This is a genomic window from Pectinatus haikarae (assembly GCF_050916305.1).
GTDB lineage: Bacteria > Bacillota > Negativicutes > Selenomonadales > Selenomonadaceae > Pectinatus > Pectinatus haikarae.
In genome coordinates this window covers 419,429-434,976 of the sequence record NZ_CP116940.1, presented here as the reverse complement: position 1 = coordinate 434,976, position 15,548 = coordinate 419,429, and the positions used below count along the sequence as shown (strand labels likewise).

Genomic DNA, 15,548 nt, shown 5'->3' with positions numbered 1-15,548 from the left:
GAAAGGCTCAGATAATGGCAAATTACACGACTCGTCCGCTTATTGAAGGTGCGATGCTTACAGCTGTTACCGTTATTATGGCAATAATGGGAACAGCTCTGCCTATGTTTTTCTTTCTCGTTTATATTTTACCTGTTCCCATAGCGATAAATATTTTCAGACATGGTCTGCGTTGGGGAGTTATTTCTATTGTTGCTTCCAGCTTGATAGCAGGCATGGTTTTTGGTATTTATTCTTTTTTGTCTGTGCTGACCGTGACGCTGTTTGTCAGTCCCGCTCTGGGGATGGGTTTCAACCGTTTTTCACCTACGAAGAATCTTATTTTTGCGATGATTGCATCTGTGCTTTCTGTGCTGATAGCGCTTGGGGCTGCGTTTTTTTTGATGAAAGTGGATTTTTTTCAGGATATGCAGACGATACTTAATTCTGCAACAGAGTCATCGATTGAAATGTACAAGTCGATGGGGCTGGCTGATGCCGATATTCAGTCCCGTACCGAACAGATTAGAGCAGTGATGAAGCTTATAGCACTGTCATTGCCTGCCGGAATAGCACTTTCAGCTGTTGGCAGTGCTTTAATAAATTTTCTTTTGACACATCGGCTTTTAAAGCGGCTTGGTGAAAAAAATCTTGAGGGACTGCCGCCGTTTGCAAACTGGCGGATGCCGATAGTGTTCTTATTTTTGTTTGGTTTTTCCCTGATTGGCATGTATTGGGGTAATACTCGCGGCGTTGAAATGCTGTACAATGTGTCCTTTAATATCAACTATTTTGCATCCATGTTCTGCCGTCTGCAGGGACTTTCGCTTTTATATTGCGGCTTGCAGCATTTTAAGCTGCCTGCGCTCCCCAAGATTTTGATAATGGTTTTTGTTGTTTTTACTCCCTTTATGGAAATTCTTATGTATGCAGGGCTGTTCGATATGATTTTTGATTATAGGGCCCGCCTTTCCAAAAGAGGCAGTAATTAGTTAAGGAGTATGAATATGCCGCGCAGATTATCATCATGGATTGACATTTGCATTACACTTGTCATTATTGCCGGACTTCTTTTAACGCTTTTGTGCTACAATATATACTTGGCAGTGGCCGGGCTTTTATTGTTGATATGTCTTTTACTGTTTTTGCGGGAACGTAATCATGACCGGCAAAATGCATTGGCCGATTATTATCATAATGTGATAAAAAATGTGAATGAGTTATCTAATCTGGCGCTTGATCAGCTGCCTCAGGTTATTCTCATTGTGGATCGCGACAGTCGTCTTGAATGGCACAATGATGAGCTGATAAGATGGCTGGGCAGGGAACCTGAGCTGGGAATTGTCATTCATAAATTCTGGCCCAGTCTTAATCTTGATCCTTTTTGGGGGCAGACCGGGGAAACTATATTCAGCAATAATAATAAATTCTACCTGCTGAAGTATAGACCTGTATCCACTAATACTGATCTTAACGGTCTTATGGCACTTTATATTTCTGATGTGACAAAAGTAGAAGAGTTTAAACGTAATACGGCGGCTCATGCTATACTTTTCGGGTATATTCAGATAGATAATTATGACGATGCTATGCAGGGTCTCAGTGAAGCACAGCGTACATCTATTTTGTTTGAGGCAAACAGTATACTCGATAAATGGGCTCATTCACTTAGGGCACTATTGCGTCGTCTTGATGATGATCTTTATATAGTAATTCTTGAGCATCAGTCTCTTGATCTGGCTATAGCGGATAAATTTGATGTGCTTGATCGTATCCGAGCCATGCGCGGTCCTAATAAATTCCCTATAACATTGAGTATCAGCCTAGTACAGACTCGCGAAGGGATGTCGATGGAGGAACTGGGAGCACTTGCACAATCAAATCTTGATTTGGTTCTTGGCCGCGGCGGTGACCAGGTAGCTATAAATATTGACAGTAAGGTCAAATTTTTTGGCGGCAAGACCAAGGCTGTGGAAAAGCATACTCGTGTGAAATCACGTGTTGTTGCCCATGCCATAGGGGAAATAATCGAAAAGGCCGACATCGTTTTTGTTATGGGGCACCACAATGAAGATTTTGACAGTTTGGGTGCTGCCATCGGTGTAGCTGCTATGGCAAAATTCATGGAAAAAGAAGTCCATATTATTCTGAGTGATATGAATGAGGGCATTGATAAATTTGCCGAACTCATCAAGGACAGCCCTGATTATGCAGGTATGTTTATCACCGAAGAGGAAGCCCTTAATTTGACAGCGATAAATCCGGCCCTTTTTGTTGTCGACACACATATTCCTCATCTTGTAGCCGGACAATCATTGCTGCAAAATACCAAGGATGTAGTTGTTATTGATCATCATCGCCGTTCTGAGAATGTAATTCAGAATTCTCTTTTGATCTATATAGAACCTTCGTCATCATCTACAAGTGAGCTTGTTACAGAGCTGCTTATGTATTTCAGCGAAGATCCCTTGATCTCACGTATCGATGCAACGGCATTATATGCTGGAATTATTGTTGACACGAAAAATTTTCAGGTTCAGACAGGTGTGCGTACTTTTGATGCAGTCGCTTATTTGCGGCGTAATGGCGCTGATCCTCAACTTGTCAGCCAGTTATTCCGTACGGATTATGCGACAAATCTCGTCAGAGCCAAGGCTATATCAAATTCCAAATTTTTTGAAGGCGGATTGGTTGTTTCGATTTGCCCTGATGATGCTCCAAATATTCAGATAGTCTCGGCACAAATAGCCGATTTTCTGCTCAGTATTGATCAAGCACGGATGAGCCTGGTATTTTTTCATTTGCTGCCAAACTCGATAGGCATATGCGCTCGTTCACTCGGTGAACTTAATGTTCAGATCCTTATGGAAGCTTTCGGCGGTGGCGGACATCTTAATGTTGCAGGTGCTCAGGTAAAAAATGGCAATCTGCAGGAAATAGAAGACAGGGCCGTTGAGTTAGCAAAAAAAATTATAAAAGAGGTTGATAATAATGAAAGTAATCCTCGTACAGGATCAGAAAAAGGTAGGGAAAAAAGGTGATATTATTGAAGTATCAGAAGGATATGCGAGAAATTTCCTTTTCCCTAAAAATATAGCTATTGAAGCAACGAGCAATAATATAAACGTAGCTAAAGCAAAAAAGGGCTCTGCTGAAAGAAAACAGCAGCAGGCTACTGATGAAGCACGGCTGATGGCTGCACAGCTTGAAAAAGTAGAAGTCAGTATTTTGGTTCGCATCGGTGACGGCGGTAAATTATTCGGTTCGGTGACAGGCAAGGATGTTGCAGATGCGCTGAAAAAAGATTTTAATATCGATATAGATAAGAGAAAGATCGATATAAGAGGCGAAGTAAAAGGTATTGGTGATTATGATGCCGTGATAAAGGTTCACCCTGCTATAACGGCAAAGATAAGGGTTCACATTCTCAGCGAATAATTCTGGCATATTTTCTGACATAATGACCCGCTCTGGAGCCCGCGCTTGTAAAAGCACTAAGTTCCGAGCGGGTTACTCATCATATAAATTCTCAATCGATGAGAATAAATCGTGCACATTTTTCTGCAACTATACTTTTGTAAAGGAACTATTATGTCATTCAAAAACTTTCTGCAAAAATATTTGCCCAAAAAAAATAATATACAGGCATCTCATGAAAATAAGCTGCCTTTGCCGCTAAATCATACAGATTCACAAAACCCTATCGCTAAGGATGTGGATGCGGTTTACAATATTCTGGTCGATGTTATCGGTTCGGAAAAACTGGTTTTAAAAGCGGGAAAGCTTGATGCTATTAATCTGCTCCGTTCGGCTGAATATCCGGAAAGAGTTCTTGCTCTTCAAAAAATAATCTATGAAGATCCTACTATTGATGAAATGCCTGCCGATAAGGATATTCCGGCTGTTTTGGCTGCAATGACTGAGAAAATTGCCGACATAGTGGCCAGACGCAATATGGAAGAAAAAATTGAAAAACGCATAGCAGAGAAGATGGAAGAAAATCATCAGGATTATGTTGAAGATATTCGCATGCAGGTATTGCGGGATGAACAGCCCGAAGAAGATTCACCGCAGGCAAAATCAAAGCTGCAAGAGCTGGAAGATTTGGAAAAAATAAATCTTACGCAGTCTGTTATGGAACTTTTGCGACCGCAGACGCTTGAAGAAATAGTTGGGCAGGAACGGGCTGTTCATGCTTTAAAAGCTAAACTCACGTCTCCATATCCGCAGCATCTTATTTTATACGGACCGCCCGGTGTTGGCAAAACCACAGCTGCCAGGCTTGTCCTTGATGCTGCCTGCAGGGAAAAGTATACTCCGTTTGGCGAAAATGCACCTTTTGTTGAAACAGACGGAACAACGCTGCGCTGGGATCCGCGTGATATGACGAATCCGCTCCTCGGTTCTGTCCATGATCCCATTTATCAGGGGGCGCGTAAAGATCTTGCTGATGGCGGTATTCCTGAACCGAAGCCGGGACTGGTTACGGATGCACACGGAGGGATTTTGTTCATAGATGAAATCGGCGAGATGGATGAAATGCTGCAAAATAAATTATTAAAGGTTTTGGAAGATAAAAGAGCTTATTTTGAGTCGGCCTATTATGATCCCAGTGATCCTGCTGTGCCAAAATATGTACGCCGTCTTTTTGAAAAGGGAGCTCCTGCCGATTTCGTTTTGATCGGAGCTACAACACGCGATGCTGCTTATATTAATCCGGCTCTTCGTTCGCGCTGTGCCGAAATATATTTTGAACCGCTTACGCCCAGGCATATAGAAAAAATCGTGCAGAATGCAGCTGATAAGCTCAAAGTAAGCCTTGCTGACGGTGTGGCGAAAACTATCAGCGAATATACTATTGAAGGACGCAAGGCGATCAATATACTTGCTGATGCATATAGTCTTTCTCTGCAAAATAAAGATTCTTCGATAGAAAATGCTGCTATTACTTTGCAGGATATTTATCATGTCGCGCAGGTAAGCCGCTTGTCTCCGTTTATAACAAAAAAAGCATCCGATGTTCCTCAGACAGGAAGGATTTTTGGGCTTGGAGTAGCAGGCTTTATCGGTTCGGTAATCGAAATCGAAGCAGTCGCTTTTCCGACCACCCGTAAAGGCCGTGGGACGGTGAGGTTCAACGATACGGCTGGCAGTATGGCTAAAGATTCTGTTTTTAATGCAGCGGCCGTCGTACGTAAATTAACGGGGAAGGATATTCATGATTATGATATCCATATAAATATCATCGGTGGCGGTAATATAGACGGTCCGTCTGCCGGTGCGGCAATTTTAACGGTGCTGCTTTCTGTGATTGATCAACGAAAGATCAGGCAGGATACTGCCATTACAGGTGAAATATCAATTCAAGGAAAAGTGAGACCTGTCGGCGGCGTTTTTGAAAAAGCTTATGGTGCACGGCAGGCCGGAATAACAAGACTTGTTATCCCAAAAGAAAATGAAAAAGATATCCCGCCTGATTTACTGGGATTAAAAATTTTTACAGTAGAAGACGCTCAGGAGGCATTGGAGCTCCTTTTTACGAATGATTCTGTATAAAATTATTTTTATTAGGTTGATTGTAAAATGAAAATGAACAGTTGCAAAAAGTCCACAGTGACTTTCCTTTAAATGGTAAAATGGAGTTCTCACAGCACCATTAACCAAAGAGGAGACAATCACTATGGACTGCCATAATTATATCACAGTATTCCCTGAACGAAAACGTGGTCAGCACTTGGGACGGGAAGAACGCGGAGCGATCCAGCAACTAAACAAGCAAGGATACTCTCTGCGGGCAATCGCCCGAGAAATCAACTGTTCGCCAAGTACTATCATGTATGAATTGCGCCGCGGTACACCGCTGCGCAAAAGCCATAGAGGACGTGCACCGGAGTACAGCGCCAAACGAGGTCTTGCAGTATATGAAATGAATCGAATGAAGTGCAAAAGGCCGCATTATATCACACATTGCTCAGATTTTGTTAAGTGGGTGGTTGCGCAAGTCAGGGCAAAAAAGTGGTCGTTAGACGCTTGCGTCGGTCATGCGCGCCTGCACCAGCTCTTTGCTGATAAAGAAATGGTATGCACGAAGACCCTATATAACGAAATGGCTGCTGGTAATTTGCCGCTATCGCTGTTCGAGCTGCCTGAAATTCTAAAGCGAAAGCAAAACAAAAAAGGAACCCGAAAGCATAAACGTCTGAAAGGTCGCAGCATTGACGAACGTCCTGACATCGTAGATTTACGCACGGAATTCGGCCATTGGGAAGCTGACACGGTGATTGGCAGAAAAAAAGTCAGAGAAGCTGCTGTTTTAACTCTGATTGAGCGTGTTACAAACAATTACCTGGCTATTCGCATTCCTGGTAAAAACAGTGAGTCTGTCATGGCTGCGATGAAAGAACTACACGCTGAATATGGTGAGCGTTTCAGTTCTGTTTTCAAAACCATTACAACCGATAATGGCTCTGAATTCGAGGAATTTTCCAAGATTGAAGCCTGGGGTTCCAGTGTTTATTATGCACATCCTTACTCCTCTTGGGAGCGACCAGTAAATGAACGGCACAACGGCTTCTTGCGTCAATATATTCCAAAGGGCGTTTCGATTGAGAAATATACTTATGAAGATATATTACACTTTGCCGATGAATTGAATAGCCGTCCGCGCAAGCGACTTGCCTACCAGACACCGGAAGAATTGTTCGACGCTTTTCTCGATAAACTTTATATTGCCTGAGATCATCGGCATTTTACCAAAGTGTTCAATTTGCTATTGCAATTTACGAAAATTATTTTTATTATAAATAATGTAATATCAGTCTGCCTATTTCATCTATTGCGTGCGCACAGCATGTAATTATTTTTTAGAGAGGAGCTGCAAACTTTGATTGACAGAGTTCCCCCGCAGAATATTGAAGCAGAACAATCGGTACTCGGTGCAATGATAATATCCCGCGATGCAATTGCCGAAGCTGAACAAATTCTTATTGCTGCGGATTTTTACAGGGAGGCGCACCGCATCACCTTTGCTGTAATGACAGATATTTTTAACCGTAATGATCCTGTCGATCTTATAACAGTAACGGAGCAGCTTCGAAAAACAAACCAGCTGGAAAAGGTTGGCGGCATTACTTTTTTAACGGCATTGGCCAATAGTATGCCCACTGCTGCCAATATAATCTATCATGCCAAAATAGTAAAGGAAAAAGCACAACTGCGCTCTCTTATAAATACAGCTACAACTATAGCGGCTATGGGGTATGAGGACAATGAAGATGTTGATGCCGTATTGGATAAATCAGAAAAACTGATTCTGGATGTTGCTGCCAATCGAACTGTCGGTGATTTTATGCCGATAAAAACTATTCTTTTGGATACCTTCAGTAAAATTGAACAAATGCATGAAGCAAAGGGAGGTATAACCGGTCTTTCTACGGGGTTTAAGGATCTTGATAAACTGACATCAGGTTTTCAACCTTCTGATTTGATTTTGATTGCTGCCAGACCAAGTATGGGGAAAACAGCGTTTACGCTTAATATTGCCACACATGCTGCTGTGAGGAAAAAGGAAGCTGTTGCTTTTTTTTCTCTGGAAATGTCAAAAGAACAACTGGTACAGCGTATGCTGTGCTCTGAAGGAGCTATTGATTCACAGCGTATGCGCACAGGCGGTCTTGTTGATGATGACTGGCAGCGTCTTATCAGTGCAGCTGACAGGCTTTCCTCATCTCCCATCTTTATTGACGATACACCAGGCATAACTATAATGGAACTGCGTTCAAAAGCCCGCCGCTTAAAACTTGAGAAGGGGCTTTCTCTTATAATTATCGATTATCTTCAGTTAATGCAGGGCAGAATTGGCGGCAAAGGGGATAATCGCCAGCAGGAAATTTCGGAAATATCACGCTCTCTAAAAGCTTTGGCACGTGAGCTTAATGTTCCTGTAGTGGCATTGTCGCAGCTTAGCCGCAGTGTTGAAGCCCGTCAAATAAAAAAACCTATGCTCAGTGATTTACGTGAATCAGGTTCTCTTGAGCAGGATGCCGATATAGTAATGTTTATATATCGCGAAGATTACTATGATCCCGACACAGAGAATAAAAATATAACAGATATTATTATTGCAAAACATCGTAATGGACCTGTTGATACTGTACAGCTTTACTTCCAAAAAGAATTTACCCGTTTTGGCAATCTGTCGCGTGAACAACTGTCGCCGCCGCAATAAAATGCGGCGGATAACCCTTTTCATTGAACTTTCACTGAAAAAATTGGGTTTTATCCGCCGCCATAATAATTATATATATCACATAAAAAATTTTCATCTGAAATAAAAACTATATTTGTTGACAAAGTAGCCTTATGTATTTAGAATAGATACTTGCAAGAACTTATTATCTTACTTATCCCCTTAGCTTTTATGGCTAAGGGTTTTTTTATTTCGTCAGGCTATTGTGACATCAATGTGATTTTTTTCCAACAATTTTTTTATATCATCACTGGTCTTATTGTCAGTTATAATTTTACTTATTTCAGAAAATCTGAATTGCAAAACCACGCCCTGTTTTTGGAATTTACTGGAATCCGTCAGAATTATAACATGCCGTGCTGATTCAGACATATTGTGTACAGCTTCCATACGCATCATTTCCCCGCTGGTAAAACCAACCTTGGGGATAAAACCATCTATACCGATAAAAAGCTTATCCACAAAAAATTCACTGGCAAATTTTTTCAGCAAAGGACCGACCATCGCCTGTGTCTCTTTTTGATATTCGCCGCCGAGCAATATGATCCGCACATTTCCTTTATCTTTTATATAAGATGCTATAAATGCAGAATTTGTTATAATAGTGACGTCTTTTTTTGTTTTTGCTACTTGTTCTGCTAAAAGCGTACAGCTTGATCCCGACTCAACCATTATTGTTTCGCCATCTGCAACCATTTCGGCAGCAGCAATAGCTATCTTCATCTTACTTTCATACCGTACGGCCAATTTATTGTTGACATCATCAACATTGCGGCATAAAGCGTAACCGTGTTCTCTGGCTAAAAGACCTCTTTCTGCCAGAATATCCAAGTCCTTGCGAATAGTGACCTGGGATACATCAAGCATTTCTGCCAGGCGGTTAACTTCAATTTTTTTATATTCATTTACGACATCAAGAATTTGAGCGTGTCTATCATTCATATAACTACCCCCTTTTACAAGTATAACACACGCTGCTTTCGTATGCAAAAACATTATTTGTATATAAGTTTAAATTTACTATTCAAAGTCTTTATTATTCATATGAAATAAAAAGCCCGCTTATTTAAAAGCGAGCTTTTTACTTTGGGGGGATAATATATATTTATATTAGAAAAAAGAGTGGGCAAATAAAAGGGAAAGTAAAAAATATTAAAATACTGCAGTCGGTTCGGCATATAAAGAAGCTTTTTCCATAGCAGCAGCAATCACTGAGTGGGGATCAGATGCTATGGCAGTGGTGAGTGTTCGGAAAACAGGGATATCCGCAAAACGTTCGGCATCGGCTATAGGCATATCTCCGGTCAGGATTGCTACTGTACTGGCCGATACATCTTCCTTCGAAAGACGGCCGTATGTCAGCGGATATTCCTGTATTTCCACTTTTATCTCGATGTTTTTTGTTTCAGCAGCCTTTTCCAGAGAATTAACGGCTCTATACAGCTCCAGTTCGTTTTGAGAATTTGCCATAACTGCAACAATGCTATACATTATCGAATACCTCCTCGTTACTTTCATACGTAATAATTAATATCTTCAGTTGATTACAATACAAATATATAATAAAACATTATGTTTGTCAATAAGAATTTAAATTTTTACATTGAAAAATATTATATCCAAATATCTTTTACTAAATGTCTTTCTAAGTTGATATGAAGAGATAAGGCTGATTCTTATCAATATGGAGTTTAAAAAATACAGTTTTTATCTTAGTTTAAAATATTTCACAGTATATTTTTTCCAACGAGAATAAATATGGTACAATTAACAAAGGAAAAAGCTGTTATATAAAGTGCTGAAATGCAAAAAAATCTTGGGGGGCAATAATTATTCTTACTGGAACAATAGTAAACACAGCCGCGATAATCGGCGGCGGTCTTATAGGACTGACTATAAGGAAAGGGCTTACTGAGAACATGCAGGAAACCTTGATGAAGGCACTTGGCATAGCCACTTTGTTTATTGGCCTCAGCGGAGCCATGTGCAAGTTATTGATCATTGATGACGGCCGGCTTCAAACTGCAGGACTCATGCTTTTGGTTTTTTCTCTTATAATCGGGACTATTGGCGGTGAATTGATAAATATTGAGCATGCTTTGGTATCTGCCGGCGAAAAAGTAAGAGTGCTTTTGAATGTGAAGCAAAATAAAAATTTTACGGAAACCTTTGTAACTGTTACAATTGTCGTGTGTGTTGGTGCGATGGCGATAATAGGTTCATTTGAAGACGGGATACATAATGATTCGACGATTCTTTTTACCAAGTCTATTTTGGACGGTGTGATAGTCATGATTTTTGCTTCGACAATGGGGATCGGTGCCATATTTTCCGCTGCACCGCTCTTTATTTATCAGGCGGGACTTTCTCTTGCTGCGGCAGCAATAGCACCTTATTTGGATGACAACATGGTGGATGGATTATCAGCTGTCGGCTCGGTACTTATATTTGTTGTGGGAATTAATCTTATATTTGGTAAAAATATGCATATACGTGTGGGCAATATGCTTCCGGCAGTTGTGGTACCGATAATTTATTATGCGCTGTTTTGATTGTTTTGTTATGATGCGGCGCTGTTAGTGCACATCTTTCCCGGAATTTATATAGTATAGAGGAGAAAAAATGAACAGACAAGAAAAAGCAGCCAGTCTTCATCATAAAGGCTATAATTGTGCTCAGGCCGTTGCCTGCAGTTTTTGTGATAGGATACAGATAGATGAAAAAACCATGTTTATGCTCATGGAAGGTTATGGATTTGGTATGGGTGATACATATGGTACCTGTGGGGCCATTTCCGGGGCAGTGGCGGTATTCAGCCTTTTGAGCAGTAAGGGAAATTTGGACGGGCCATATTCGAAAGCAGATACCTACAAGGCTGTAAAGGCACTGACAGCAGATTTTCGCGTTAAAAATGGAGCAACTATCTGTCGCGATTTAAAAGGTATGGATACAAAAATTATGCTGCGGTCATGTGATGGCTGTATAGAAGATACCGTGACAATTCTGGAAAAAATGTTAGATAATAAGTCTGTTGGATGATACTTATTTTTGTTGATATTGTTTTTTGAAAAAATCGCGGACCACTATTGCTGAAATATCAATGTTTTATATAAATCAAAAAGAGTGCAGCTGCTTTTTCGCAGCTGCACTCTTTTTGATTTATATTATTTATAATATGCGACGCCTGATTCAAATATAAGCTGATTTTTTTCTCCGGGTACGTTTATAGCCAAGTCATCCGTGGTTCTTTCAGAATGCCCCATTTTCCCCAAAATGCGACCGTCAGGACTGGTAATACCTTCAACGGCATCAATAGATCCATTGGGGTTATACACTATTTCTGTCGATGTGTTTCCTTCATAATCTATATATTGGGTAGCTATCTGGCCTTTTTTGCGAAGTTGTCCTATCACCTGCTTAGAGGCGAAAAATTTGCCTTCGCCATGAGAAACCGCCATTGTATGTATAGCACCCAAGGTTGTTTTAACGAACCATGGAGATAAATCGGAAACGACTTTTGTCTGTACCATTCTGGATACATGGCGGCCTATCTGGTTATAGGTAAGTGTTGGTGTATCAATATCAAGCTCGCGGATTTCCCCGTATGGCAGAAGACCAAGCTTTATAAGTGCCTGAAAACCGTTGCAGATGCCGAGCATCAGCCCGTCCCTCTGATAAAGCAATTTGTTTATCGCGTCGGCAATGCGCGGATTTCTAAATGCGGCAGCTATAAATTTGCCGCTGCCGTCAGGTTCGTCTCCACCGGAAAAGCCACCGGGCAGAAATACTATCTGCGATGTTTGTATAGCTTTTTCTATTGCCAAAACTGATTCTTCAACAGCCGAGGGAGTCAGGTTGCGAACTACAAAAGTCTGAACCTCAGCACCAGCACGCCTAAATGCTGCCTCCGATTCATATTCACAGTTGGTCCCCGGAAAAACAGGGATAAAAACTTTTGGTCTGGCAACAGGTACAGAACGGTGTATTATATTTTTTGCCTTATAGATAAGGCTGACTGTTTTGGAGAAATTCCGATTGCTGGATAAGGAGACATTGGCACTTGTGCTGGCAAATATTTTTTCTGCTTCAAAACCGATTGATGTATCAAATTTTGCAAGCTTACTTTCATCACGTTTCAGGAGAGTTTTTATTTGTGTGGGGAAGATGCTTTCTAATGGCGCATCATAAGACTTAGCTATATTGTCAAGTGAAATAACTACATCGCCATATATTATACGCGGCATGCTGTTGGTTTCTCCCAACAGACAGAAATTGGCGCCGCGAAGCTCGGAAAGATCGATATTCTGAGATACTTCAATGATCAAAGAACCATAAGAGCTGCCAAATATTTTAGGAACATCATAAGCTATATCACTGCTGAATTTGAAACCAATATTTTCACCCAGGCACATTTTGCTGACGGTTGCGGCTATACCGCCTTTTCCGACACTCATAGCTGAAAATATCTTACGTTTTTCCGATAGAGAGCGGACCACTGCAAAATTCTTTTTCAAACCTTCAAACATGGGAAGATCATTTTTATCTCGTTCTGCTGAGAGCATATATACTTTATTGCCGGCTAATTTAAATTCAGATGATACTATGTTTTTAGTGAGTACAGGGCTAACCGCAAAAGCAATCAATGACGGAGGTACAGTCAGATCCATGAATGTGCCGGACATAGAATCCTTACCGCCTATTGCCGCAGTACCGAATTCATGCTGTGCCCGCAATGCTCCTAAAAGTGCGGCAAATGGTTTGCCCCATTTGACAGGATCTTTGCCAAGGCTTTCAAAATACTCCTGTAATGTAAGCCGGGCACGTGTATAATCACCGCCCATAGCTGTGATTTTTGCCAACGCGGCTACTACAGCATAAATAGCTCCGTGGTAAGGACTCCATTCCATTAAATGCGGATCAAAACCAAAGGCCATCAATGTACCGGTATCTGTATTTCCTCCTATTACGGGCAACTTGGCTGCCATCCCCTCAGCAGGAGTTCTTTGTGTGTATCCACCGTAAGGCATCAGAATACTGCCGGAACCTACAGTAGAATCAAATTGTTCTACAAGGCCCCTTTGATTGCAGACATTGAGATCCTGCAGATTGTCCAGCCATAATTTTTCAACAGCGTCTTTGCCGCAATTAAGTTTTGGCAGCCGTGAAAAGTATGTGTTATTTTTGTCCGGAGCAGCTACTTTTACCGTCACATGCTGCTGAATACCGTTTGTCTGCAGAAAAGCGCGGCTTATGTCGACGATAGTTTTGTCTTTCCAGATCATACGCAGTCTGTTGTCATCGGTCACTACGGCAACAATAGCAGCTTCAAGGTTTTCTTCATCAGCATAATGAATAAATTTTTGAGCGTCATTTTCATCAACCACTACAGCCATTCTTTCTTGAGATTCGGAAATGGCCAATTCTGTTCCGTCAAGCCCCGCATATTTTTTCTTTACCTTGTCCAGATCAATGTACAGTCCGTCTGCCAGTTCACCTATGGCTACTGCCACTCCACCGGCGCCAAAATCATTACAGCGTTTTATCAGGCGTGTGACCTCTTCCTTGCGAAATAACCTTTGCAGCTTGCGCTCAGTCGGAGCATTGCCTTTTTGTACTTCTGCGCCGCAGGTTTCGAGCGACTCTACGGTATGCTCCTTGGAAGATCCTGTGGCGCCGCCGATGCCGTCACGTCCGGTGCGTCCGCCAACTAAAATTATCAGATTCCCCGTCTGCGGCTGTTGTCTTACCACATTTTTCTGCGGTGCTGCTCCTATAACAGCACCAACTTCCAGACGTTTTGCCATGAATCCTTCATGGTATATTTCACGCACCTGTCCGGTGGCAAGTCCGATCTGATTGCCATATGAGCTGTATCCGGATGCTGCGTCACGTGTGATTTTTCGCTGGGGCAGCTTGCCTTTTATTGTATTTTCAAGATTGCGGCGGGGATCAGCTGCACCGGTGACACGCATAGCCTGATAAACGTAAGATCTCCCTGAAAGAGGATCTCTTATTGCGCCGCCAAGACAGGTCGCAGCCCCGCCAAACGGTTCTATCTCCGTGGGATGATTATGTGTTTCATTCTTGAACATAACAAGCCAGTTTTCTTTTTTTCCGTTGATCATGGCAGGTACAACGATGCTGCAGGCATTTATTTCTTCCGATATATCCAAATCATCCAATTTGCCGAGTTTTTTCAGCTTCTTCATACCGATGACGGCAAGGTCCATCAGCGTCATTGGCCGTTCCTTTGTATAAATATCAGCTCTGTCATTTTTATATAGGGCGTAAGATGTCTTTATATCAGCCGTATAGCTGCTGTTTTCTATTTCTACACTGTCTATGGCAGTGGTGAATGTGGTGTGTCTGCAATGGTCAGACCAATATGTGTCAATTACGCGTATTTCAGTTATGGTAGGATTGCGTCTTTCCTTTTCACGGAAATAATTGCGGCAAAATAAAAAATCCTCATAACTCATAGCCAATCCTAATTTGTCATGAAGTGTATTTATTTCACTGTCTGCCATTGTAAGGAATTCTTCAATGACTGCGACATCAGCAGGCTCCTGCATCTGCAATGCAAGTGTCAGTGGTTTTTCCATAGAAGCTTCACGGCATTCTACTTCATTTATGCAATAATTTTTTATTTCAGCAAGAGACTCATCATCAATGTCGCCGATGAGCACTATTATTTTTGCAGTCCGTACAAGCGGGCGTTCTTTTTGGGTTATGAGCTGGACACATTGTGCTGCTGAATCGGCTGTTTGATCAAACTGTCCGGGCAGAAATTCCACCGCAAAAATACGGGCTTTTTTCATCTGAGGCAATTCTTCATCAAAAATGACATCCACAGGCGCTTCCGCGAAAACCACGTTCTTCGCCCGGGCAAATTCGTCATCGGTTATATTTTCTATATCATAGCGACGAAAAATACGGACAACTCTTAAATCCGGCACGGTGAACATGCTTCTTAGATCGGCACAAAGCTTTTGTGCCGGAGTATCAAAAAATCCAGGACGTTTTTCCACATAAATTCTCTTAACTGACATTATCCAGCCTCCATAATGAAATAAATACATACGGGAAATGCATGTATAATCTTACATATTAACATTTTACATTAGAAATATGGTGTTGTCTATTGCCTGATATAATATTTAGCTGCAATGAAAAATGTTCATTTCGGCAGTAATATAAATTTTCCTTGCAAAAATATATTTGTATGTGTTATTATAAAGTTCAAATAGAAGCTGAGCAATGAACAAGACAGTATGTTGTGTTGCTTTTTCAGAGAAACGGCGGGTGGTGTGAGCCGCAAAAG

The 15,548-nt window shown here is 41.4% G+C and carries 11 protein-coding genes and 1 other annotated feature (1 of these 12 cut by a window edge); of the genes, 8 read left to right on the top strand and 3 right to left on the bottom strand.

The window, feature by feature from the left end:
• The first annotated feature begins 14 nt into the window (after nt 1-14).
• The 6 genes from NXG61_RS02170 (at nt 15) to dnaB (ending at nt 8,206) form a co-directional block, all read left to right on the top strand.
• Nucleotides 15-971: a YybS family protein gene (locus NXG61_RS02170; protein WP_196604422.1), complete on the top strand. Its 957-nt coding sequence runs from the start codon at nt 15-17 to the stop codon at nt 969-971.
• Between the two features lie 15 nt (nt 972-986).
• Entirely contained in the window at nt 987-3,020 is a 2,034-nt protein-coding gene (locus tag NXG61_RS02165; RefSeq protein WP_196604423.1) for a DHH family phosphoesterase, read from the top strand.
• Nucleotides 2,971-3,417: a 50S ribosomal protein L9 gene (rplI, locus tag NXG61_RS02160; RefSeq protein WP_196604424.1), complete on the top strand. Its 447-nt coding sequence runs from the start codon at nt 2,971-2,973 to the stop codon at nt 3,415-3,417. The genes NXG61_RS02165 and rplI overlap by 50 nt, the downstream gene beginning before the upstream one ends.
• 153 nt (nt 3,418-3,570) lie before the next feature.
• Nucleotides 3,571-5,535, top strand: a complete 1,965-nt coding sequence (gene lonC / locus NXG61_RS02155; protein WP_196604425.1) for a Lon family ATP-dependent protease — start codon at nt 3,571-3,573, stop codon at nt 5,533-5,535.
• A 124-nt stretch (nt 5,536-5,659) separates the two neighbouring features.
• Nucleotides 5,660-6,715 carry an IS30 family transposase gene (locus NXG61_RS02150; protein WP_432748913.1) on the top strand — a complete coding sequence of 352 codons (1,056 nt, stop codon included), beginning with the start codon at nt 5,660-5,662 and terminating at the stop codon, nt 6,713-6,715.
• Nucleotides 6,716-6,862: 147 nt separating this feature from the next.
• Nucleotides 6,863-8,206 (top strand): replicative DNA helicase, encoded by a 1,344-nt coding sequence (gene dnaB, locus NXG61_RS02145; protein ID WP_196604426.1) that lies wholly within the window; start codon nt 6,863-6,865, stop codon nt 8,204-8,206.
• Between the two features lie 216 nt (nt 8,207-8,422).
• Here the strand turns inward: dnaB and NXG61_RS02140 are convergent, their stop codons facing one another.
• Both NXG61_RS02140 and NXG61_RS02135 read right to left on the bottom strand, forming a co-directional pair.
• Complete coding sequence (locus tag NXG61_RS02140; protein ID WP_196604427.1) at nt 8,423-9,169, bottom strand: DeoR/GlpR family DNA-binding transcription regulator; 747 nt, start codon at nt 9,167-9,169, stop codon at nt 8,423-8,425.
• 210 nt (nt 9,170-9,379) lie between these two features.
• Nucleotides 9,380-9,718 carry a hypothetical protein gene (locus NXG61_RS02135; RefSeq protein ID WP_196604428.1) on the bottom strand — a complete coding sequence of 113 codons (339 nt, stop codon included), beginning with the start codon at nt 9,716-9,718 and terminating at the stop codon, nt 9,380-9,382.
• 335 nt (nt 9,719-10,053) lie between these two features.
• On the opposite strand from NXG61_RS02135, the gene NXG61_RS02130 reads away from it, so the two are divergent.
• On the top strand, nt 10,054-10,779 hold the full coding sequence (locus NXG61_RS02130; RefSeq protein WP_432748994.1) for a DUF554 domain-containing protein: 726 nt from the start codon (nt 10,054-10,056) through the stop codon (nt 10,777-10,779).
• Nucleotides 10,780-10,849: 70 nt separating this feature from the next.
• Nucleotides 10,850-11,266, top strand: coding sequence for a C-GCAxxG-C-C family protein (locus NXG61_RS02125; protein WP_196604429.1), 417 nt, complete (start codon nt 10,850-10,852; stop codon nt 11,264-11,266).
• Nucleotides 11,267-11,391: 125 nt separating this feature from the next.
• On the opposite strand, the gene NXG61_RS02120 is transcribed toward NXG61_RS02125, so the two are convergent.
• Entirely contained in the window at nt 11,392-15,276 is a 3,885-nt protein-coding gene (locus tag NXG61_RS02120; protein ID WP_307224168.1) for a phosphoribosylformylglycinamidine synthase, read from the bottom strand.
• A gap of 199 nt (nt 15,277-15,475) precedes the next feature.
• Nucleotides 15,476-15,548 (top strand) — a binding site (T-box leader) (it continues 125 nt past the right edge of the window).

Bases quoted from the DNA above. Each gene is read 5' to 3' on its own strand.
- NXG61_RS02165 (WP_196604423.1), top strand. From the start codon at position 987: ATGCCGCGCAGATTATCATCATGGATTGACATTTGCATTACACTTGTC.
- NXG61_RS02120 (WP_307224168.1), bottom strand. From the start codon at position 15,276: ATGTCAGTTAAGAGAATTTATGTGGAAAAACGTCCTGGATTTTTTGAT.
- NXG61_RS02170 (WP_196604422.1), top strand. From the start codon at position 15: ATGGCAAATTACACGACTCGTCCGCTTATTGAAGGTGCGATGCTTACA.
- NXG61_RS02150 (WP_432748913.1), top strand. From the start codon at position 5,660: ATGGACTGCCATAATTATATCACAGTATTCCCTGAACGAAAACGTGGT.
- NXG61_RS02135 (WP_196604428.1), bottom strand. From the start codon at position 9,718: ATGTATAGCATTGTTGCAGTTATGGCAAATTCTCAAAACGAACTGGAG.
- NXG61_RS02140 (WP_196604427.1), bottom strand. From the start codon at position 9,169: ATGAATGATAGACACGCTCAAATTCTTGATGTCGTAAATGAATATAAA.
- NXG61_RS02125 (WP_196604429.1), top strand. From the start codon at position 10,850: ATGAACAGACAAGAAAAAGCAGCCAGTCTTCATCATAAAGGCTATAAT.
- rplI (WP_196604424.1), top strand. From the start codon at position 2,971: ATGAAAGTAATCCTCGTACAGGATCAGAAAAAGGTAGGGAAAAAAGGT.
- lonC (WP_196604425.1), top strand. From the start codon at position 3,571: ATGTCATTCAAAAACTTTCTGCAAAAATATTTGCCCAAAAAAAATAAT.